We start from the raw sequence: 20,632 nt of genomic DNA on the forward strand, positions 1-20,632 counted from the left end.
ACGTGGATTTGCAGACCCCGATACTAAAACCGTGTTTGAGAAGATGTACATTGAACGTTATGCCCGAGGGAATTCCCCCTCCACAAACTAACTAAGTTTCCCGCTGGATAATCCTACTACACATACTTCTTGACGCTACCGACTTTGTGGAAAATAGCACCGCCTCGCACGCTTATTTTCCTTTTACGAGTGTTATGACCGAACGCAAAAGAAAAAGCCTCTCCGAAGCTCCGGCAGAGCTTGCAGACGAGGCATTCCGATAAATCCATCCGTTCCATCGGGTCCATCCGATCCATCGGGTCCAGCCGTTCCATCCGTTCCATTCACTCCAATTCGGCCTCTCCATATCCGTTATCAAAGAACCTGCTTGAACAACGGAGGCGCGATAATGGGAAGACCCTGCGCCATCTCGTTCAACGCTTCCTGCGAAATCGACTTGGCCGGCTTCAAATGCAGGCTCCAAGCTTGCATGACGGCCGAGCTTATGATCCTTCGTACCTTGCCGCCTTCCGAATGAAAGGCACTTCCGTCGGGTAGCGATATAACCGCTGATTCCCCGCCTGCCTGATTGCCAAACCCATTCCATCGATGCTCCACTTCCTCCGCCGCGATCGGCTCGCCGATCGGCCATCGGCGCATATCGATTTGCGACAAACGAATGACGGGAATCCTCAATTCGCCCTCTACCAACCTTCGCATGCCCTGCTCTATCCAGTAATAATTCGCTCCGATCGCTTGAACGACCACATTCTCGGGGTAGAAGCCCGCCGAGTGCGCCAGAGAACCGGTCTGCAACTCCGGGTGCTCACGCACCATATGGATCCATTCGTACGGATTATGCCATTTGTCCATAAAATAAAACTGGTTCCGGTCGTTCACTTCTAGGAATCGGTCGCCGAGCGCTTTCATGCTTACGCTGCCGAAATGATGAATGAACGTATCCTGCGCCATAACGAGACTTTTGCCAAGTAAACGCACCCGGATATTGTAATCGTCGTCCTCGAAGTTGCCGATCTCGAACCCCTCGTCGAAATAACCGACTCCCTCGAACAGTTCCCTGCGGAACAGCAGGCAAAAGCCTGTAAGCCGGTCTACTCTTCGCCATCTCGAGGAATTCGATTGGTTATACTCCCGGGCGAATCTCGGCATATCCGCTACGTCTACGTATGGAACGTCAATCTTCTGATCTCCGCTGATATAATTGGTCATCGGACCGACCATGCCGATTCCTTCGTCGCTGTTCAAGCAGATAAGCAAGTTGTCGAGCCACTTCTCGGTAGCCAACGTATCGTTATTCAGCAGCATGATCGTGCGTCCTTTGGCCATCATCATGCCGACGTTAATCGCTCCGGCGAATCCTCGATTGCTGTCCAACACACGAAAGCGGACCTGCCCGCCCATTTTTTCCAAGTAAGCTGCCGTGCCATCCGTCGACGCGTTATCCACGACGATGATTTCATAGGGCAGATCCGTATTGTCCAAGATGCTCTCGATGCATTGCCTAAGCATCGCCAACTGATTGTAGGTCGGAATCACGATGCTTGTTCCCTCGAACAACGTAGGATAACTTTGGATCCCCGAATGCACGCCTTCGCGGTACCCTTCGCCGAAGCCTTCGCGACGGCGAGCTTCCCGGCCAGCTGCCAGGTTAGGGGCAACCGCGCGACGACGACGGCGAGTCGCCTTCTTGGGTGACGATGCTCTCGGGTTGGAAGCGGGAGGTTTCCGATGCCTAACGCGCTCGGCTTTCCTTGTCGTTACAGCCATTTCATTCCCCTCCCGTAAATTCTATTCGCGCCGGTCCGGCAGATCCAAGCCAGCCATTCGATTCGCGAGATGACCGAAATCAAAAGTAACCTTACCGCCGATTCCCGCCAGATGCACGCAAATCGGGATAGCCGCGACTCCAGCCGCGACAAGCGCGATATCGTAATCGTAACCGCTTGCCTCGGCCACGACGCGGGCAACGTCGGAATATCCACTGACGGGCGTTACGATTCCAGTTACCTCCATGCCCTTGTCTCTTAACGCCTGACCGAGCTGTTCGGCAACGTCTCCGATCACCAGTATCTTCCTGCCGTTCAACAGCTTCGACATTAAGCCTTGCTCATCGAGCAAATAATTCATCGTCGAGCTCGTATAACGAAGATTCCGGTATTCGATGCCATGGGCACGTAAAACGGCGAACAACAACGGCTGAAAATGCGGATGACGGGACAACGGCACCCCGACTAAAGAGGCTACCTGTATGCAAGAGGCCATCTCGTCGCGAGCTCTGAGGTCGGGAATCGTCACCCCCGCGTAAGGCAGGAAGGAACCGGCCTGCTTGATTTCATCGGACGTAAGCACCTTTTCCTGAGCCATAGTGAGCAGCTCGCCATCTCCCAGACGGATGAACGCATATGGTTTCTTGTCCTTGAGGGCGTTTTCCAGTTCTCGGTAAACGGCATGGCTATCCAACAGCGGAATCCCTCTTTTACGAAGCGCCTGCACGCCGACCGCGATCGCTTCTCGCGCCGTCAGATCGGGAATGATAAGGTCGGGAGGAAGGAATTCCTCCAAGAGCAGTTCTCCTCCCGCGATCCTGCCCTCTTGGTATCCATGCTCATATATCTCGCGGGTATCGGCGTTCGTCGTTTGCCGGTCCTGCTGCAACGGCTCAACCATTAAGGTCGTTCTCCGTCGCTTGGAATAAGATCGGCGCTTTAGCGAAGCTCCCCGCTTACGGGCGACCGTTGCCTTTTTTACGGCCTTATGTTTTATCGTCTTTGGAACGTTTGTACGAGATGTCCGCTGCTTTATCGCCTTCTGAGGAGAAGCCTGAACGGGAACCGGACTGGACTTGGCTGCCTTGCGCAAGCTTTGATTCATCATGAGATGGCCCCCTTCAATCTCCTTCCCGCTTCTTCCAACGACTCGAACGTTCCGGCGTCCGTCCACCAGCCTTTAAGCTCTTGATAACTCAGCAAGCCTTTCTGGGCGTAGGCGTTGTTCACGTCCGTAATTTCAAGCTCCCCCCGTCTGGAGGGCTTTACACCATCAATCATATCGAACACGTCCGTATCGTAAAAATAAAGTCCCGTAACGCAATAATCGGACAGCGGATGTTCGGGCTTTTCTTCGATCAGCTCGATTCGTCCGCTGACCTGATCAAGCTTGGGAACGCCGTACCTGCGAGGATCGTCGACTTTCTTCAACAGCACCATCGCCCCTGCTTTTTGTTTTATAAATTGCTCGCAGTAGGGCTTCAAGCTTTCCTCGAATAAATTGTCTCCAAGAAGCACGATGAATTTGTCTTTGGGCATCATGACGGGTCGAGCCAGTTCCAACGCTTGGGCGATTCCCCCGGCTTCCTCTTGTACCCGATACAGGATCGACACTCCCCAATCCTTGCCGCTCCCGAGTACGTCGGCGAAGCTTCCCAACGCGGCGCGACTCGTCACGATGACGATGTCTCTAATACCGGAATCCCTTAACTTCGTTATGCCGTAACAGATCATCGGATACGATCCGACTGGCAGCAAGTGTTTATTCGTCCAGTAGGTGAGCGGTTTAAGACGGGTTCCGGTTCCACCTGCCAGTATGACAGCCTTCAAAGCAATTCCTCCTCAAGGTTAGGAGCGATGTCGTTTCATCAGATGAACGCACGCGGATCCAAATGCCATTTGTCCATGAACAGCCGATAGTTGCGTTCGACAAGCTCTTGTTGCTGCTGTACTCCTTCGCGCTTGAAGCTTGCGCTGCCTTCATGATAGATGAGCGCGTCATGACAGACGAGAAGGCTGAAGCCGTGAAGCCTGGCGCGCAAGCAGAAATCATCGTCTTCGTAGTGACCGGGCGAGAATCGTTCGTCTAGAAGCCCTATCTTATCCATCAAGCCGCGGTGAAAGACGAAGCAGATCCCCACGATTCGTTCGACCCTTTTCCATTTCGCGGCATCCAAGACGTTCACTTCGGCCGCGATTCTCTGAAACTCGGCAAGATTCTCGAAAGGATAATGTACCTGCTGCGACCCGCTTGCGTAGTTCGTGACTGGCCCTACAATCCCAACGTCAGAAGCGCTAAGGAGTGCCGCCGACATATTCCGTAGCCAATTAGGCGTTACGATCGTATCGTTGTTCAGCAAGACGAGGATATCTCCCGAGGATAGACGCATCCCTTTGTTACAGGCGATCGGAAACCCTTCGTTTCGGGGAAGGGAAATACAACTCAACTTTTCGTGCATGCACCATTCCGAGGTTCCGTCCGTGGACGCGTTATCCACAACGATAATCTCGTATGGGGAATCCGTATGCTGCCGGATGGAGGAAATGCACCCTTGAAGCAGATCGAGCCGATTATAGGTCGGAATGATAATGGAAGCTTTAGTCACTCTCTTACTCCCCCAATACGCTGCGGTTGCGCGTGGAATCATTGAATAACAAGCGGCTTCCTCTGACGCTCATCGCTTCTCTCCATGCCTCCACGTGATCTCCGGCCGCTATTCTCCAATTGGCATCCCGTTCGATCCCGTTTCGCGGATTCCCGTTGACCGCCGAACCCCCGAAGCCTATTTTGAGCCCGTTGACGATGGCAAGAGCATGCGCCTTCGCCGGTACGGCCAGCGCCGCTGCACCGAGAGTATCGAGCGCATGCCGATTTACGGCATAGGGGAGTACGGACATCGAGTTGATTGTCAAATCCTCGCGATTCAGGCTCGCGTTCAGAAATTCATGGAAGCGATCTACTCTGTCGCGTTGGTGAAATAATCCCATCCGAGCAGACAGATCGTTCAATGCGATGTCGCAATTCGTCTCGCATTCCCATAGAAATCGCGCCAGAATATCCGCATGCACCGCATGCTCGCCATCGACGAACAAAACCGTGTCCACTCCGGTTAGTTTAGCGCCCAGAGCCCGTCCAACGTCGGAATCCACGGAATTAGACAAAGAGGCTATCACCGTATTCCGACGGGTTCTCCCCAGATTAAACATCCTTTCCGTCGGATCGCCAAGAACGATGACGATCTCCTGGAGCGGCAGAGTCTCAAGCTGCGCCAACACCTCTTGCAGCGCTGTCTCGCTTGCTCCCGCGCACAAGACCGCCGACGCCTTGCGGCGAATGGGAACCGGCGTAATCGCCGTCGGTTGGCCAGCGCCTTGTATGAAACCCGCCGCGTAGTTCTTGCCGCTCTGCAGGATGTTGCTCCAAGCCGCATTCTTGTGGCGCGCCGGCTCATGGAACCTACGACTCCATTGACGATGAATAGCTTCGCCAATTCCCAGCGGATCGTCGGAACTGGACGGGCTCTCCCTCCATGCCTTTCCGTCGCTCGCACCGACCGAATAATCCCGATGTTGAATTTTCAAAGTCGGAACTTTGCGCCGAACAATGTTCCTACTGCTTCCTCGGACTCTGCGCCCGAGCTTTGCCGATGCCGGCCGTTTCATTCTCGCTCGTCTCTTGTCGCGATGAACTCTCGCACGCGACTTCGAAGCGGTCGCGGAACGCGGGGAACGAATCGTCGAGCGTCGCTTTTTCATCATGTGCTTATCTCACCATCCATCTCTGACGGGCTCCGTCCTCGTATCCGCCGCGGAAATCCGTTTTTCTTAGCCACCATTGTATGGCTTCCAGATGATCTCCGACGATTAACGGCTCCAAGGAATTTTTGCGTTCGCGCTTGGCGCGTATGGGATTCAACATACCAACATTAATAGGAATAACCCGTTCGACTTTCAGCCCTTCTCGAATCGCCATCGCGTGCGCCAAAGGCGGTACGGTCAACGCCGAGGTTCCCATGACGGACAAAGCCCTTCGGCTGATGGCGTGAGGTATGGCCGTCATCGAGGTTCCCTCCAGATCGGAGCGCCCCAACAACGAATTCAAAGCATGTTTGGCGAGAACCACACCATGGACCACTGGCTTATTGACCGGGCCGGAATAATCATTCAGCGCGACGTCCGTCCCTTTAGCCACGGCATCGACGAACGCTCTAAGCTTGGCGGCAGGGATGACCATATCCGCGTCGATGAACATCAGAATATTACCCATCGCTTCCCTTGCCCCGATTGATCTTCCGACATCGTGACCGAGCGGACGATCGTATACGAGCACTTTAGCGCCGCTTTTCCTTGCTATTTCCAAGGAACCATCGGTAGAACCGTTGACGACCGCGATGACTTCCGTGTGCGGATGTACCCGGAAGGCTTCCCGAATAACCCTTCCCAGCGTTCTTCGTTCATTCATAACGGGCACGATAATGGATACGTGCGGAGCCGTCCATGGATCGATGGACGGACGCGGCACTCCCGCTTCCGCTCGGATTGCCGTAGTTCTTGTCGGGACTCTGCGTTTCCCTTTTTTAAGCCGCGGCTTAGGGGAACGGGAACCGTTCCTCCCGATTTTGTTCGCCAATCCATTCACCCCCCTCAGGCTCGGGCAACGGTATACAAGACATTGTATGTGTGACGTGTCCATTCGTAACGGCATATGTACGGTTAAGCGGCGCCGGATGTAGATTGGCGCCGCCTTGGTTAGTTCTTATGATTTATTTACTCCCTTGGTTGCCCAATGCGATCCATTGAATGAATCCTTCGGGCTCGGGTCCTAATCTCGTCCGGAAGATTACGACTTCCGCTTCATCCGCCTGTTTGCTACCCAGAATGCAATTGCAGCTCGGGTGATCCGACATCGCGACCAACGTATACGAATTATCGGCGAACGGCAACGCGAAGGAAATTTTCAAGCTCAGTGATTCCATTCCGCCTTGGAAAGCATAATGCACATTGCCGAATAATAATCCGGCCCCCGACGAAGGAGCGATTACCGGAGCGAAGGACAGTTTCTCGACGCCGATGCTGCCGTCCGCCAGGTGCTCTCCCTCAACGATTCCGGGAGTCAACTCCAAAGAAGCTTCAACCTGAGGAACGGCAACGGTAGCGATAACTGATTGCGGTTGTTGGACTTGGTCCAGCAATTGACGCACTTCCGGTGAAAGCTTCGAACTGCTCACGCTGCCGTCCGCAAGATGCGATTCCGTTACGGATTGAGGCTTCAGGTGCTGCGAAGTGATCGTCTGCTCTCCGAGATGGTAGCCGAGTATGGACCGAGGAATGATATGCGAGGAACTGACGCTGCGAACGGATATTTTCTCCGCGTTAACCGCTCCCGCTCCCAATTGTTCCGCTCCCACGCTCCCCGGGCTCAATTTCTCGGTCGTGATCGAACCGTCCGCCAACTGCCCGGTACCCACGGCTCCCGGTACTAGCTTCGCCGCGCTTACGGAATGATCCGATAACCTTTCTTCCGTAATGGCATTCCCCACGAAAGTCAGAAATTCGAATACCGGAGCGGATAGATTCTCTACCGTTACGGCACCCGGCGCCAGCTTTTCGGTCGTTACCGCACCATCCGCCAGTTGATTCGTGCCCACTCCCCTGTTAGAAATCTTCTCCGAGGTCACCGACTCGTCGTGCAGCTTCGAAGTCGTTACGCTCCCATCGGCTAGGACGTCCGAAGTCACGGAATAATCCGCCAACTGTTTCGTTCCTACAGTACCCTGAGCAAGCTTCTCCGAAGTTACGGATCCATCGCCAAGCTTGGAAGCAGTTACGCTTCCGTCCGCCAAAATTTCAGTTATCACCGAGCCTTCCGACATTTGGCTCGTTCCGACGCTGCCGCCTGCCAGCTTATCGGTCGTCACGACGCCGTCGATCAGCTTGGCAGTCGTTACGCTTCCGTCCGCCAAGATCGCTTCGGACACCGATCCATTGGCAAGCTGGCTCGCGCCTACATTTCCTTTGGCGATTTTCTCGGAGGTTACCGAACCGTCCTGAAGCTTCTCCGTCGCGACGCTGTTATCCGCCAAGATCTCTAACGTTACCGAATCTGCTGCAAGCTGCGCGGTATCCACGCTTGAGTACGCTAGCTTCTCCGTCGTGACGGAGCCGTCCTGAAGCTTAGGCGAGCTCACGCTTCCGTCTCCCAGAACGTCGGCGGTCACGGAGCCGGAAGCCAACTGTATCGTTCCGACGCTGCCTTCCTCAAGCTTATCGGATGTAACCGAACGTACGCCTAGTTTATCCGTCGTAACGCTTCCGTCCTCGAGAATATCCGCATTCACCGAATCTTTCGCCAAGTGGTTGTTCCCGACGCTTCTGAACGCCAACTTCTCCGAGGTTACCGAGCGACCTCTAAGCTTAACGGAAGTAACGCATCCGTCTCCCAGAATGTCCGCGGTCACCGAACCCTCGACCAATTGACTCGTTCCCACGCTGCCTCCCGACAGCTTATCGGTCGTAATCGCGCCGTCCTGAAGCTTCTCCGTCGATATGCTGTTTGCCGCAAGCGCAGCTTCAGTCACCGCTCCCGCGGTCAAGTGGCTTGCTTCCACGCTGCCTCCCGCAAGTTTCTCCGTCGTTATCGCTCCGTCCCGGAGCTTCTCCGACGATATGCTGAAGTTCGCAAGCGCATCTTCAGTCACCGCTCCCGCGGTCAAGTGGATCGCTCCCACGCTGCCTCCCGACAGTTTCACCGTCGTTATCGCTCCGTCCTGGAGCTTCTCCGACGATATGCTGAAGTCCGCAAGCGCTGCCTCCGTCACCGCTCCCGCCGCCAAATGGCTTGCTCCCACGCTGCCGAGCGCAAGTTTCTCCGTCGTTATCGCTCCAACCTGGAGCTTCTCCGACGATATGCTGAAGTCGGCAAGTGCTTCCTCCGTCACCGCCCCCGCAATCAAATGGCTTGCTCCCACGCTGCCGAGCGCAAGTTTATCCGCCGTTATCGCGTAATCGCCGATCTTCGGAGCGGAGATGCTGCCGTCCGCCACAATATCCGACGTAACCGATGCTTCCGCCAATTGGGTCGTTCCTACGCTGCCCGGTGCCAGTTTCTCCGACGATACGCTACCGTCAGCAAGCTTGGAGAGCGTAACCGCACCATCGGCTAGCTTATCCTCCGTTATCGTTTTTTCCCTCAGATGAATCGCGTTAACCGCGCCAGGTTCCAGCCGTTCGGCATCGATTCGCCGTTCTCCGTTCTTAGCTAGTTCAAGCAAGTCGGGAGCAAGATGGGAAATCGATACCGTTCCTTTGCGCAGATGGAAGCCGTGAACAGCCTCCGACTTCAGATGCTTGCCGCTGACGCTTTCTAATTGCAAATGCTCGGCGGAGACGCTTCCCAGAGCTAGCTTCTTGGAAGTTACGCTGTCTTCTGCCAGCTTCGCCTCCGTGACTGCAAGGTTCGCGATCGCTGATTCGTGAAGGCTTCCGGGAGCCAAGTGCGCCGCTTCAACGGAGCCTTCGCGCAAGTGAACGGAATATACGGAACCCGGCTGCAGATGGGATGCGGAAACGGATTGATCGGCAATGTGCCGTCCCTCTACCGAACCGTCTCTAAGCCTGCTCCCGTCGACGCTGTTTTCCGCTAATTTGCTTGCCGTCACGATTCCGTCGGTAAGATGATTTTCATGGATAATCTGCTCGGATAAGTGCGCTCCTACGATGGACTGTTCGGCCAGATGCCTGCTCTCCACCGAGTTGGATACCAAGTGGAGCGCCGTTACCGATGCCTCGGCCAACTTCACGGAAGTTACGGATCCAGGCTCCAAATTGTACGATCGGACCGAGTTTTCGCTTAAATGCGTGAATTGAACGGACCTAGGTTGCAAATGCTTGGAAGACACTCCGCCTTTGGCTAATGCGCGACCTGACACCGCTCCGTCTTGCAAGGCTTTCTCGTAAACCGAGTTCTCGCTCAGCTTATTGGAGGAAATGCTGTCATCCGCGATTTTGTTCGACGTAACGGCCATATCCGCGATTTTATCCGTCGATACGCATTCCGGCGACAGCTTCAAGGACGTGATCAAATGATCGGTCAAATGGTGCGAAAAGACGGAGCGGATGCCAAGTTGGCGTTCTCCGACTGCTCCGGGCGATATATTTTTCTCCGTAACCGCTTCGATCTGCAAGGCAGCCGTGCTAACGGAGGCATTGGTGAAATGCCCGGGCTCCAGCGAACCCTTGCGAAGATGACGACCGTCAACGGAATCCGGCGCCAACGCGGAGCCTTCGACCGAGCCCGCCCCGAAATGCCGGGGCTTAAGGGAACCCGTCGCAAGCTTCTCGGAAGAAACGCTTTCCTTGGATAAATGCTCCGTTCGTATTGATCCGGGCTGCAGATGCGGAATTCCTATCGACTTCTCTGCGAGCTTCTCGGAAGTGACCGAACCGTTCGCCAATTGAGGCGTTCCGATTGCGCCGCCGATAACGTGCGAGGTTTGCACGGCGTTAACGGAGAGCTGCTCCGGACCGATCAAACCGCTTTTCAGATGCTCTCTGCCTACAGCCTCGGCCTTTAGATGCCGGCTTTCCACCGATTTCTCCGACAGATGGCGCGACTCGACGATGCCGTCGGACAGTTTATCCGCAACGACGCTGCCTTTAGCCAAGTGTCTGGACTGCACGGCTTCGTCCGACAATTTCCCGGAAACGACGCTTTGATCCGCTATCTTCGTAGAAGTAACGGCATGATCCACGAGCTTGAGAGTTGTGACCGACTGATCGGCCAACTTCGATGCCGTTATCGCGCCGTCCGCAAGATGTCCCGATTCAACCGCTTCGTCGGCGAGATGAGCGCTTCTTACCGCTTCCGCCCGCAGATGTTCGGATTGAACGGAGTTGTATGCCAGCTTGCTTCCCGACACGGATCGTTCGGCCAGCTCGCGAACGCCGACTGCCCCGTCTACGAGATGCTCCGACGCGACCGCGTGCGGAGCCAAATGCTTTCCCTGCAAAATTCCAAGCGCGACGTGGTCAGCTAGAATGAGGCCTTCGGTCAGATGCTGGGTATCGATTGCTCCGCGCGCGACCTTCTCCTTCGAAACCGCTCCGTCCCGGATCTTGGAAGACGTAACCGAGCCGTCGGCCAGCTTCGAGGTATCGATGCTTTCATTCGCCAGATTCTCGCTGCGGATAGAGCCGCTGCGGATTTTCTCCGAGGTGATAATCTGGTCTTGAAGCAATTCCGACGTAATGATCGCGACGCTCAAATGTTTAGCCTGTATGGAGCCTTCGGCGATTTTATCCGAGCTGATCGTCCTGTCCGCCAGCTTCTCGGAAGAGACGCTCCCGTCGCGGAGCTTCTCTCCGGTGATGGAGCGATCGCGAATTTTTTGGCCGGAAATCGAATTTTTCGTGAGGTGGTCCCCGACGATCGACTCCGAAGCCAGCTTCGACGACGTAACGGATCCATCCGCTAGCTTGATCGCGGTCACCGAGAAATCCGCCAACGCGTTCGTGTATACCGAATCTGATGCCAGATTCTTCGGCCCGATCGCATAAGGAGCCAGCTTCTCGCCCGTGACCGCTTCGTTCGCGATATCGTCGGTATACACGATCGGAGCCGGTCTCGATGGCATTCTTTTCTCTTCCAGCCTCGAATGGCGCACGTTTCTTCCCAGTGATTCCTCTTCTTGAAGCTCGTAGGAAATATCAATTCCCGTTTCCCCCGGATCCCGGTTCAGCAACTCGACTAACGCATCCGTCGTTTGCGTGCTTTCGGACTGCAGGGATTCGACAACGGAGACGATATCCTCCCGCGACTCCGATCCGTTCGGACCGTCGGCTCGCGGTCGAGACGTGGCAATGGCGACGATTTCCTCCGCTTCTAATTGAGAGGATACGTATTCTCCCGCAACCGATGAATCCGGTCTTGAAGAGACTAGATTTACGATCGTCTCCGCTGGGGTCTCGACGGGATTCGCGTTGCCTCCGTTATGCGCGATAGCGATAGAGCGACCTTGCTTGACCGCCGCTTGCCCTTCCGCCGGTTTCTGGATCGATGCAGCCGCGCCGTGCACGGAAATGGGTTTGGTTACCTTTTGTTGTATGTCATCCAGCCATTTCAGCTCGAGCATGTTCGGATTATCGACGTAATAAAGCGGCCGGCGCGATTTGGGCGTCTTACCTGCCTGTTTCTTTTTCATGTCCCTCTCCTTCCTGATCATCGAAATCATCGAAATCTCCAGTATCATATGCATTCACCCATAGGCACGTCACGAGGATGGGCGAGTGTCCCTATCGGTTAAGAAAAATTTCGCTTTTATTTGCGACGTATGCTTCCGAATTATGGGAATGCGATTTTCTTCGTTTACTTTTCGAGAATACGGGCGTATATTTAAAATCATTCAAGTGTTGCCCGGAGGAAAAATAATGTCCTGCACGCTACACTTGTTTCCATACGCAAGATCAAGTCACCGAGGTGTATATCCATGCAAGATGAATCCGCTATTAAAAATAAACCGACGTCTTCCCAAACCGCTTCGACCGAATCCATTCCTGAAAACAAGGACGGTTGGAGACGAGCTAGAGTCCAGCATTCGCTTCCCGAGGTATTTCGCTCCGTCCGAATCCCTCAGAGCGGATCCGTCTTCCGCAAATTCCTGGCGTTCGCCGGCCCGGGATATATGGTCGCCGTCGGATACATGGACCCGGGCAATTGGGCAACCGATTTGGCCGGCGGTTCGCAGTTCGGTTATTCCTTGCTTTCAGTCATCTTATTATCCAATTTAATGGCGATCGTGCTTCAAGCCTTATCGGGCAAACTCGGCATCGTAACCGGCCGCGACTTGGCGCAGGCATGCCGCGACAACTATAGCAAGCCCGTTAATTTCGCTTTATGGATTCTATGCGAGTTGGCCATCGCGGCTTGCGATCTGGCCGAGGTCATCGGCGCCGCCATCGCGTTGAACCTGCTTTTCGGTATCCCCATCTTGTATGGCGTTATATTGACCGCTTTGGATGTTCTTATCATATTGCTTCTCCAAAAGAAGGGCTTCAGGTATCTCGAATCCCTCGTAATCGCGCTAATCGTTACGATCGGCTTATGTTTCGCATTCGAGCTATTCTGGTCCGCGCCGGAGCTGAGCGGCGTGATGAAAGGTTTCATCCCGACCGCCGAAATCGTCAAAAATCCCGAGATGCTCTACATCGCCATCGGTATACTGGGCGCGACGGTTATGCCGCATAATCTGTATCTTCATTCATCGATCGTACAGACGCGTCAATTCGAACAAACCGCGCTTGGCAAAAGGCAGGCTATCAAATATACGACTTGGGATTCTACGATCGCCTTGTTCTTCGCTTTATTCATTAACGCGGCCATTCTTATTATCGCCGCGGCCGTATTCCACACCGCGGGTCGTACCGACGTGGCCGAGATCGGGGAAGCGTACCACTTGCTGGCGCCGATGCTCGGAACATCTTTGGCGGCCGTTCTATTCGGAGTAGCGTTGCTTGCCTCCGGGCAGAATTCCACGTTAACCGGAACGTTGGCCGGTCAGATCGTAATGGAAGGCTTCTTGAATATTAGGCTTGCTCCTTGGCTTCGCAGGCTGATTACCCGTATGATCGCCATCATCCCCGCGGTCATCGTCACCGCGCTCTACGGGGAGAGCGGCACGATGGATCTGCTCATCTTGAGCCAAGTCATCCTTTCCTTGCAGCTTTCCTTTGCCGTTGTGCCGCTTGTCCAATTCACCGGCAGCAAGAAGAAGATGGGACAGTTCGCGAATCCGATGTGGCTTAACATCGTCGCTTGGTTGATCGCCGTCGTCATCATGAGCCTTAACATCTACTTGCTGTACCGAACTTTCTTCGGCTGAACTCAGGTAAATTCCCATCAGCTGAGCAAATTAAAATGGCGGAACAGGGTCACCTGTCCCGCCATTTTAATGATTGAATTGCGTCAGGAAACGCTCATTCGCGCTGAAAGCCAAGCCAACGTTCCGCCGTATGTCTCCATTGAAAGGAGTTCAGCACACGTTCGCGGCCTTTGCGCCCCATCTCTCTTCGTACCGGTTCATGAACAAGCAGATGGCCGATTCTAGCGGCTAATTCCGGGACGATAAGCGGTACTTCCGGATTTACCAGAAATCCCGTCTCCCCATCGGCCACGACTTCTTTCATGCCGCCGGCCCTCGTCGCTACAACGGGAAGCTCGGCGGCCATCGCTTCAAGATTAACCAATCCGAATGCTTCCTGGCCGATCGAAGGAACGACGGCGATATCGGCCATGACGAACCAGCGAGGAATTTCGTGGTGCGGCACGTAAGGTTGAAAATGTACGTGTTTCTTCCATCTTCTCGCCTGTCTATGCAGTCTCTTGACGTATCCCGTCTGCCGATGCGAACCATATAACGCGCTCCCTACGATCACGATCAATACGTCCGGAGCTCTGGCGATTAGGGCAGGGATCGCCGCCAAGAGATGATGCACTCCCTTTTGCGGAACAAGACGGCCCACGTAAAGCACGACCGGCCTGTTTCCCCATCCCATTTTGGAGCGCAGCTCATCTCGCATGACAAGCCCTTCCCCGGTCGATCTCCCCGGGAATCTAGCCACGTCCACGCCCAGATGGTTGACCCTGATTTTATGGGCTACTTGAGGAACCTTTCTCTGCACGTACGCACGGAGAAAATCGCTGTTCACCTGTATATAATCCGCTGCTTGCAAACATTTCGTCCTTTGCGAGCTAGTCGCATATGGCGCGTTAATAAAAGTCGTGGAATGTAAGTTTAACCAAATCCGGCTATGTGGAAATATCCGTTTCAGGCGGGGAACCCATAAGGGACGGTTCTCGACTTGAATGACGTTCGGACGAAGTTTCCCCAGTCTTCCGCATACCCGTTTCAAATAAACGGATTTATCCGCTCCGGAAAATCGTTCTACGGTAACGCCGTTCAAGCTTCCCCTCGCGGGCAGCCGATTACCGATTCGTCCGTATATGACGGCATTAACATGCGGTACAAGCCCGGGAACGACCTTCTCTACGACGCGCTCGACCGATCCGCCCATCGATGAAGGAACCGGATAGGCTCCCGGAGTTATGAAAGCCGCTTTTAGCATCGTTTTCGTCTCCTTGCCGGGCTTTGAATGGCTTGACGTGACAGCATATACAGGCACCGGATAAAAAGACACGGCTTCTACCCCGGAGACGGCGACTATTGCACTTTGGCGACCGATGTGTCACAATTCACGGGAATATATTATGACGATAAAGGAGTGCTCGGCCGCATGAAACGCTCGCTGCTGCGCATGATGACGGAGCTGTCCTCACGCAAATTCGTGTCCCGACTGACGGGACGTTTCGCTAAATCTTCCTTGAGCCGCCGATGGATTCCGCGTTTCGCCGCGATGTACAAGATTCCGGTGGAAGAGGCGGAGAAACGGCTGGACGAATACCGATCCCTTAACGATTTCTTTACCCGGAGACTAAAGCCCGGCAAACGCCCCATCGATGCTACGATAGGAGCCTTGGTGAGCCCCGTCGATGCCAAAATTACCGGCTGCGGCGTTATCGAAGACGGAATGCTGCTTCAGGTAAAGGGACAGGATTATACGATAGAGGAGCTTCTTAACGAATCTCCCCGGCTATCCCAATACCGGCACGGCTATTTTTGGGTACTTTATTTGAGCCCGACGGATTATCATCGCATCCATTCTCCCTGTGACGGCGAGATCGTGGAAACCGAGCACATTCCCGGCCGCGTCTACCCTGTCAACGAATTCGGCCTCACGTCGATGAAACGCGTCTTGTCCCGCAACGAACGCCTTGTCACTTATATTCGCAACGAAATCGGCGAAACCGCCGTCGTCAAGGTCGGAGCTTTGAACGTAAGCAGTATTAAATACGTTGAACCGATGCCTAAGGATCTGGAGCGCGGAGACGAGCTTGCTTACTTCGAATTCGGCTCGACGATCGTTCTTCTGACGCAGGATGGCACGCTTCTGCCTCGTCCGGATCTGAAAACCGGCGATAAAGTCCGCATGGGCGAGAAGCTGGGAATGTTGAAGAGTAGAGGGTAAGTTGTACTTACCCTTGCCGATAAAGGCAAAAATCCCGTCTCCATGGAGACGGGATTTTTTTGCCGTTGCTAACGGAAATAAGCGTAAGTGAACTCGTCCAACCTTCAACGAATTTCCGACGGGCTTTTGCCCGTATACTGCTTGAACTGCCGGCTGAAGAAGAAAATATCCCGGTAACCGAGGGCATCCGCCACCTCCGTCACGTTCATCCCCGCATGCATAAGCAGATGCTGCGCCCGTTCGATGCGCGTTCTGATCATGTAGGTTTGAACGGACACGCCGATAAGCTCTTTGAATTTGATGGAGAAATACCTCGACGATAATCCTGCGCGTTTGCCTAGATCGTCCACGCGATGAACGACCCCGGGATGCTGTTGGATATAATTCGCGACTTCGCGGATGCTCTCCGTCAGCTGGTTGCTTGCTTTACGCTCGACGGGTTCCTCGCGGTCATCGCGCAGCAGGTGGATAATCAGCTGCTTCAGGATTAACCGTGCTTCTTCCTCCGCGGCGAAGGTTCGGACGAGAAATAACCGAACGTACCTCGCGAGCATGTGCTCGAAGTCGAACGTATCGTCAAGGCAGCGATACGGCTCGGGAACGAGCGATGCTTCCTCCGACACGTCGAAATGAATGTATGTCAGCACGAGCGGCTTCTGGGGATTATGAGTCGCGCTCGTATGGTCTCCCGGACGGAATAAGAAGCAGCTTCCCTTGCCCAGAGTATACGGCTTCCCGTTCAGGAACAGCTCCCCTTCTCCGCTCCAAACGTAGAAAATATCGTAATTGGCCAGAGGCTTCTCTCTCTTTTGCCACTTCCAGCCCGGCTCGCACGATATTTTGGCGAAAGCCGGAAGCAGAATGAATGATGAAGGCTGCAAATCAAGCATGTACGTTTCCTCCTTGCCCCTCGTCGGAGCCGATTAATCCCAATTCGTTCGCCGCACGGCGGATTCTGTTGATCCCGATGTCGATTAAGCTTTCGTCCAGATGGGCGAAGCCGAACAGCGCCGTTCGGACGACAGGCTTATTCGCTTCTTCATCCGCGTCGCGAACGATATATCTGGCCCCGTCTTTCCATGTCACGCTCCGTAAGGCGCACTGCCGGACGAGAAGCTCGTACGCTTCCGCGGACTTCTTCCATTTCGCATATACATGCAGCCCCGCATCCGATGGAACAATATCGAACAGTTCGCTTAACTCACGCTCTAGTCCTAATCTCAGCTTGCTCTCGAGCCTTCCGAATATTCTGCGCACCCGGCGCATGTGTCGATCATAGCCGCCCTCCGACATCCATTTCGCCAACGATTGCTGCTCCGCGATGCCAGTCGGATAGGGATCGTACAGATTTTTCGCCGAAATGAACGGATGGATCAGCTCCTTGGGCAAGACCGCGTAGCCGATCCGGACGCCTTTGCCCATTGAACGCGAGAAGGTGCCGACGTAGATGACCCGACCTTCCTTGTCCAATGATTTCAACGGCTCGATCGGACGACCTCCCCAGCGAAAATCGCTGTCGTAATCATCTTCGACGATCCATGCATCGTGCCTCGATGCCCAAGCCAATAAGGCGCGCCGCCTCTCGTAGCTAAGCACGACTCCCGTCGGGAACTGCCGGGTCGGCGTCACGAATAGGAGATCCGCCTTCCAATCTTGCGGAACGATACCGTTTCGGTCAACGTCCTGCGCTAACATGCGGGCTCCAGTCGCGCTGACCGCGAGCTGTATCCCCGTGTAGCTCGGGTTCTCTACGACGGCGGTTTTGCCTTCCTCCAATAACAGTTGGGCAATCAGAGCTATCGCTTGCATGGAGCCGGCCGTAATAACGATATCGCAAGGCTCGCAGCCGATTCCCCGTTCCCTCCTCAATCTTCCGGCGATCGCCTGGCGTAGCTGCCAGCTGCCTTCCGTCGCAAGGGGATCGCCTTCTTGCGAGGCGCCGAGCTTCTTCCATTGCATCGCTACTTCGGCCTTCCATTCCGACCAGGGAAACCATGCTTTTCCGACGCCCTCCGGGACAAAAGATAGAAGTTCGGCCATTTCCGTTAATTGCACTGCCGGCTCAGGGGAATGCGGGATTTCAAACGGCCTCAGCTTCATTAGCCGCCTGCCCCATTTCGTTAATGAAGGCGCGACGGCGGATGCTTCCGTCGCGGTCGCTTCCGTCGCGGTCGCTTTGGTCGTTTCGGCTTCATGTTCCCATCCGGCAACGAACGTCCCTTGTCCGACGCCCGCTTGCACGAATCCCTCGGCCGTCAGCATCTCGTAAGCGACGCTAACGCTTCCGCGGGATAAATCGTACAAAGCGGCAAGCCGGCGCGTCGAGGGAAGCCGTTCGCCGGGGGAAAGCTTTCCTTCCGTGATCGCTTCCCGAATGGCCAAGTACAAGGCCAGATGTTTGCTTCCGCACTCGATAAGCTTTGCGGAATACGCAAAGGGGAATATCATCCGCTCACCCTTCCGAATGGACTAGTGAGTTTAATGTAATTCCTATTATTTATGTTGTCAATCTTCGGCAGGCAGGTTCACTCCCGCGAGCTACCGCACCTGCCCGCACAATATCGGGTATCCCATCGAGAGTCTCCTGGACCGGCTAAGACCAAATTACAAATGGACTGGTCAAATACATATAAATTGGACCTTTTCTCTTGCCATCTGCTGTCTTAAAATCTATCTCATCGACAACAGATGGAGGGGAAGCCCGATGAGAAGAAAAGAATTCGAAGTTTCGGAGCCGGAGCAATGCGAGGAATTCCTGAACGAGCTTCACGATGGAGTATTAACGTTCATTGGCGCGGACGGATGGCCCAAAGCGGTACCTCTCAATTACGTGTACCATAATCAGGCGATCTATTTCCATGGCAGCAAGCACGGGGAGAAGATGGCCGGATTGGCGGCGGATCCCAGAGTCGAATTCGTTGCCTACCAAGCGCATGCATTCATACCGTCCTATTTCTCGGACCCCTACTTAGCTTGCCCTGCGACCGTATACTTTCGCTCCGTCCGCATTCGCGGAATCGTCGCTCAAGTCGAGGAAGCCGACGAGAAGGCTCTTGCCTTAGCCGCCCTTCTGAAGAACATGCAACCCGAAGGAGGTCATGCTCCGATCGATGCTTCGAACGAACGCTATGTCGGCTCCTTGCGAGGAGTCGCCGTTCTCCGGTTAGACCCGTCGGAGATGACGGGAAAATTCAAATTCGGGCAAAATTTATCGGATAAACGCAGAGAGGAAGTCGTTCAAGGCTTGTGCCAAAGAGGTCTTCCCGATGATGCCGATACGATAAAGCGCATCCGCGACAGCGCATTAAAGCGTCCGAAGAAAAATAACTCGGCGAACGCCTGACTTTTTTCCGTAAATCGCGCTGAATTCAATGACGCTCCCCTTTCAATGGTGTATAATATCACCTAGTCATAAACCTTGGAAGGATGGAAGTTATGAACCCCCTTGCACAGCAATTGAACGAAACTTTAACCCGAGATAATCCACATGTCGCCGAGATGCTATCCGGCTTAGGGAAGGCTATCTATTTGCCGAAGGTAGGCATACTGAGCCAATCCGCGGAAGCAAAGCAGAAGGCGAACGTCTATAACGCTACGATCGGCATCGCGACCGAGAACGGCAAACCGATGCACCTTGATGTCATTCAAGAAACCTTGTCCGCTTACGAGCCTAAGGACATTTACGAATATGCCCCTCCCGGTGGCAAACCGGAGCTGCGCACCGTATGGCGCGATAAAATGATCGTCGAGAACCCATCCGTCGCCGGGAAGGCATTCAGCTTGCCGGTCGTTACGAACGCGCTCACGCACGGATTAAGCATCGTGTCCGATCTGTTCGCCGATGAGGGCGACGCCGTCGTCGTCCCCGACAAAAACTGGGAAAATTACGAGTTGACCTTTAGCGTTCGCAGAGGCGCGGAAATGGTGCAGTATCCTCTATACGATGCCGATAATCGCTTTAACTCGGCAGGCCTGCGCGATGCCCTTCTCGCGCAGAAGGACAGAGGCAAAGCGATCGTGCTGCTCAACTTTCCGATCAACCCGACCGGCTACACGCCAGGAGTCGAGGAAGGACGCGAGATCGTCGCGGCCATTCGCGAAGCGGCGGAAGCAGGCATTAACGTCGTAGCCGTTACCGACGACGCCTATTTCGGATTGTTCTTCGAGGATTCCCTCCAGGAATCGCTGTTCGGACAATTGTGCGGACTGCACGAACGCGTGCTTGCGATTAAAGTCGACGGAGCGACGAAAGAAGAATACGTATGGGGCTTCCGCGTCGGCTTCATCACATACGGGGGATTGACCGAAGCCAGCTTATCTGCGCTTGAACAGAAAACGACGGGAATTATCCGCGCGACGATCTCAAGCGGCCCCCATCCTTCCCAGACGTTCATCCTCCGCGCGCTGAAATCGGATAAGTTCCAAGCTCAGAAGGAACAGAAATTCGAAATCATGAAAGGCCGCGCCAACCGCGTGAAGCAATTGCTGGACAGCGGTAAATATGGCGCGGAGTGGACGTATTACCCGTTCAACTCCGGTTACTTCATGTGCCTAAAGCTGATCGCAGCGGATGCGGAAGCGGTTCGCCAACGTTTATTGAACGCCTACGGAGTCGGAACGATCGCGCTAGGTACGACCGATCTCCGGGTTGCGTTCTCTTGCATCGAAGAAGCGAATCTCGAGGATTTGTTCGACCGCATTCATAAAGCGGTGCTTGACGTCAAAGGCGGCAAGGAATAACCCGGCATAAATCAAAGGAGCAGTCCCCCGCTGAACGTGGGGACTGC

At 54.5% G+C, this 20,632-nt stretch carries 15 protein-coding genes; 4 read left to right on the forward strand and 11 right to left on the reverse strand.

Annotation, left to right across the window (positions count from 1 at the left end):
* Positions 1-116 precede the first annotated feature (116 nt).
* The 8 genes from DFP95_RS17710 to DFP95_RS17745 form a co-directional block, all read right to left on the reverse strand.
* Positions 117-314 (reverse strand): hypothetical protein, encoded by a 198-nt coding sequence (locus tag DFP95_RS17710; RefSeq protein ID WP_147304184.1) that lies wholly within the window; start codon positions 312-314, stop codon positions 117-119.
* Positions 315-354: 40 nt separating this feature from the next.
* Positions 355-1,767 carry a glycosyltransferase family 2 protein gene (locus DFP95_RS17715; protein ID WP_115993997.1) on the reverse strand — a complete coding sequence of 471 codons (1,413 nt, stop codon included), beginning with the start codon at positions 1,765-1,767 and terminating at the stop codon, positions 355-357.
* A gap of 21 nt (positions 1,768-1,788) precedes the next feature.
* Positions 1,789-2,874 (reverse strand): GT-D fold domain-containing protein, encoded by a 1,086-nt coding sequence (locus tag DFP95_RS17720; RefSeq protein ID WP_115993998.1) that lies wholly within the window; start codon positions 2,872-2,874, stop codon positions 1,789-1,791.
* Positions 2,871-3,596, reverse strand: coding sequence for a sugar phosphate nucleotidyltransferase (locus DFP95_RS17725; protein ID WP_115993999.1), 726 nt, complete (start codon positions 3,594-3,596; stop codon positions 2,871-2,873). Before DFP95_RS17725 ends, DFP95_RS17720 begins: the two co-directional genes overlap by 4 nt.
* 38 nt (positions 3,597-3,634) lie before the next feature.
* Positions 3,635-4,372 carry a glycosyltransferase family 2 protein gene (locus tag DFP95_RS17730; RefSeq protein ID WP_115994000.1) on the reverse strand — a complete coding sequence of 246 codons (738 nt, stop codon included), beginning with the start codon at positions 4,370-4,372 and terminating at the stop codon, positions 3,635-3,637.
* A 4-nt stretch (positions 4,373-4,376) separates the two neighbouring features.
* The gene (locus DFP95_RS17735) at positions 4,377-5,525 is read right to left on the reverse strand and encodes a hypothetical protein (protein ID WP_147304185.1); all 1,149 of its coding nucleotides are present in this window, start codon (positions 5,523-5,525) and stop codon (positions 4,377-4,379) included.
* Positions 5,526-5,529: 4 nt separating this feature from the next.
* Entirely contained in the window at positions 5,530-6,396 is an 867-nt protein-coding gene (locus tag DFP95_RS17740) for a glycosyltransferase family 2 protein (protein ID WP_245987715.1), read from the reverse strand.
* A gap of 133 nt (positions 6,397-6,529) precedes the next feature.
* Entirely contained in the window at positions 6,530-11,965 is a 5,436-nt protein-coding gene (locus DFP95_RS17745) for a WIAG-tail domain (RefSeq protein ID WP_181907496.1), read from the reverse strand.
* 285 nt (positions 11,966-12,250) lie between these two features.
* Here DFP95_RS17745 and DFP95_RS17750 point away from each other — a divergent pair, with 285 nt between their 5' ends.
* Entirely contained in the window at positions 12,251-13,642 is a 1,392-nt protein-coding gene (locus tag DFP95_RS17750) for an Nramp family divalent metal transporter (protein ID WP_115994003.1), read from the forward strand.
* A 94-nt stretch (positions 13,643-13,736) separates the two neighbouring features.
* On the opposite strand, the gene DFP95_RS17755 is transcribed toward DFP95_RS17750, so the two are convergent.
* On the reverse strand, positions 13,737-14,885 hold the full coding sequence (locus DFP95_RS17755) for a glycosyltransferase family 4 protein (protein ID WP_115994004.1): 1,149 nt from the start codon (positions 14,883-14,885) through the stop codon (positions 13,737-13,739).
* A 168-nt stretch (positions 14,886-15,053) separates the two neighbouring features.
* Here DFP95_RS17755 and asd point away from each other — a divergent pair, with 168 nt between their 5' ends.
* Positions 15,054-15,845 (forward strand): archaetidylserine decarboxylase, encoded by a 792-nt coding sequence (asd, locus tag DFP95_RS17760; protein ID WP_115994005.1) that lies wholly within the window; start codon positions 15,054-15,056, stop codon positions 15,843-15,845.
* Positions 15,846-15,949: 104 nt separating this feature from the next.
* Here asd and DFP95_RS17765 read toward each other — a convergent pair whose 3' ends face one another.
* Positions 15,950-16,735 carry a helix-turn-helix domain-containing protein gene (locus DFP95_RS17765; protein ID WP_115994006.1) on the reverse strand — a complete coding sequence of 262 codons (786 nt, stop codon included), beginning with the start codon at positions 16,733-16,735 and terminating at the stop codon, positions 15,950-15,952.
* Positions 16,728-18,293: a MocR-like pyridoxine biosynthesis transcription factor PdxR gene (gene pdxR / locus DFP95_RS17770; RefSeq protein WP_115994007.1), complete on the reverse strand. Its 1,566-nt coding sequence runs from the start codon at positions 18,291-18,293 to the stop codon at positions 16,728-16,730. Before pdxR ends, DFP95_RS17765 begins: the two co-directional genes overlap by 8 nt.
* 256 nt (positions 18,294-18,549) lie before the next feature.
* Between pdxR and DFP95_RS17775 the strand changes: the two genes are divergently transcribed.
* Both DFP95_RS17775 and DFP95_RS17780 read left to right on the forward strand, forming a co-directional pair.
* Positions 18,550-19,188, forward strand: a complete 639-nt coding sequence (locus DFP95_RS17775) for a pyridoxamine 5'-phosphate oxidase family protein (RefSeq protein ID WP_115994008.1) — start codon at positions 18,550-18,552, stop codon at positions 19,186-19,188.
* 92 nt (positions 19,189-19,280) lie between these two features.
* Positions 19,281-20,585, forward strand: coding sequence for an aminotransferase class I/II-fold pyridoxal phosphate-dependent enzyme (locus DFP95_RS17780; protein WP_115994009.1), 1,305 nt, complete (start codon positions 19,281-19,283; stop codon positions 20,583-20,585).
* Positions 20,586-20,632 lie beyond the last annotated feature (47 nt).

The organism is Cohnella lupini, assembly GCF_003386205.1.
Lineage (GTDB): Bacteria > Bacillota > Bacilli > Paenibacillales > Paenibacillaceae > Cohnella > Cohnella lupini.

Bases quoted from the DNA above. Each gene is read 5' to 3' on its own strand.
- DFP95_RS17710 (WP_147304184.1), bottom strand. From the start codon at position 314: ATGGAACGGCTGGACCCGATGGATCGGATGGACCCGATGGAACGGATG.
- DFP95_RS17715 (WP_115993997.1), bottom strand. From the start codon at position 1,767: ATGGCTGTAACGACAAGGAAAGCCGAGCGCGTTAGGCATCGGAAACCT.
- DFP95_RS17720 (WP_115993998.1), bottom strand. From the start codon at position 2,874: ATGATGAATCAAAGCTTGCGCAAGGCAGCCAAGTCCAGTCCGGTTCCC.
- DFP95_RS17735 (WP_147304185.1), bottom strand. From the start codon at position 5,525: ATGATGAAAAAGCGACGCTCGACGATTCGTTCCCCGCGTTCCGCGACC.
- DFP95_RS17745 (WP_181907496.1), bottom strand. From the start codon at position 11,965: ATGAAAAAGAAACAGGCAGGTAAGACGCCCAAATCGCGCCGGCCGCTT.
- DFP95_RS17750 (WP_115994003.1), top strand. From the start codon at position 12,251: ATGCAAGATGAATCCGCTATTAAAAATAAACCGACGTCTTCCCAAACC.
- DFP95_RS17755 (WP_115994004.1), bottom strand. From the start codon at position 14,885: ATGCTAAAAGCGGCTTTCATAACTCCGGGAGCCTATCCGGTTCCTTCA.
- asd (WP_115994005.1), top strand. From the start codon at position 15,054: ATGAAACGCTCGCTGCTGCGCATGATGACGGAGCTGTCCTCACGCAAA.
- DFP95_RS17765 (WP_115994006.1), bottom strand. From the start codon at position 16,735: ATGCTTGATTTGCAGCCTTCATCATTCATTCTGCTTCCGGCTTTCGCC.
- pdxR (WP_115994007.1), bottom strand. From the start codon at position 18,293: ATGATATTCCCCTTTGCGTATTCCGCAAAGCTTATCGAGTGCGGAAGC.
- DFP95_RS17775 (WP_115994008.1), top strand. From the start codon at position 18,550: ATGAGAAGAAAAGAATTCGAAGTTTCGGAGCCGGAGCAATGCGAGGAA.
- DFP95_RS17780 (WP_115994009.1), top strand. From the start codon at position 19,281: ATGAACCCCCTTGCACAGCAATTGAACGAAACTTTAACCCGAGATAAT.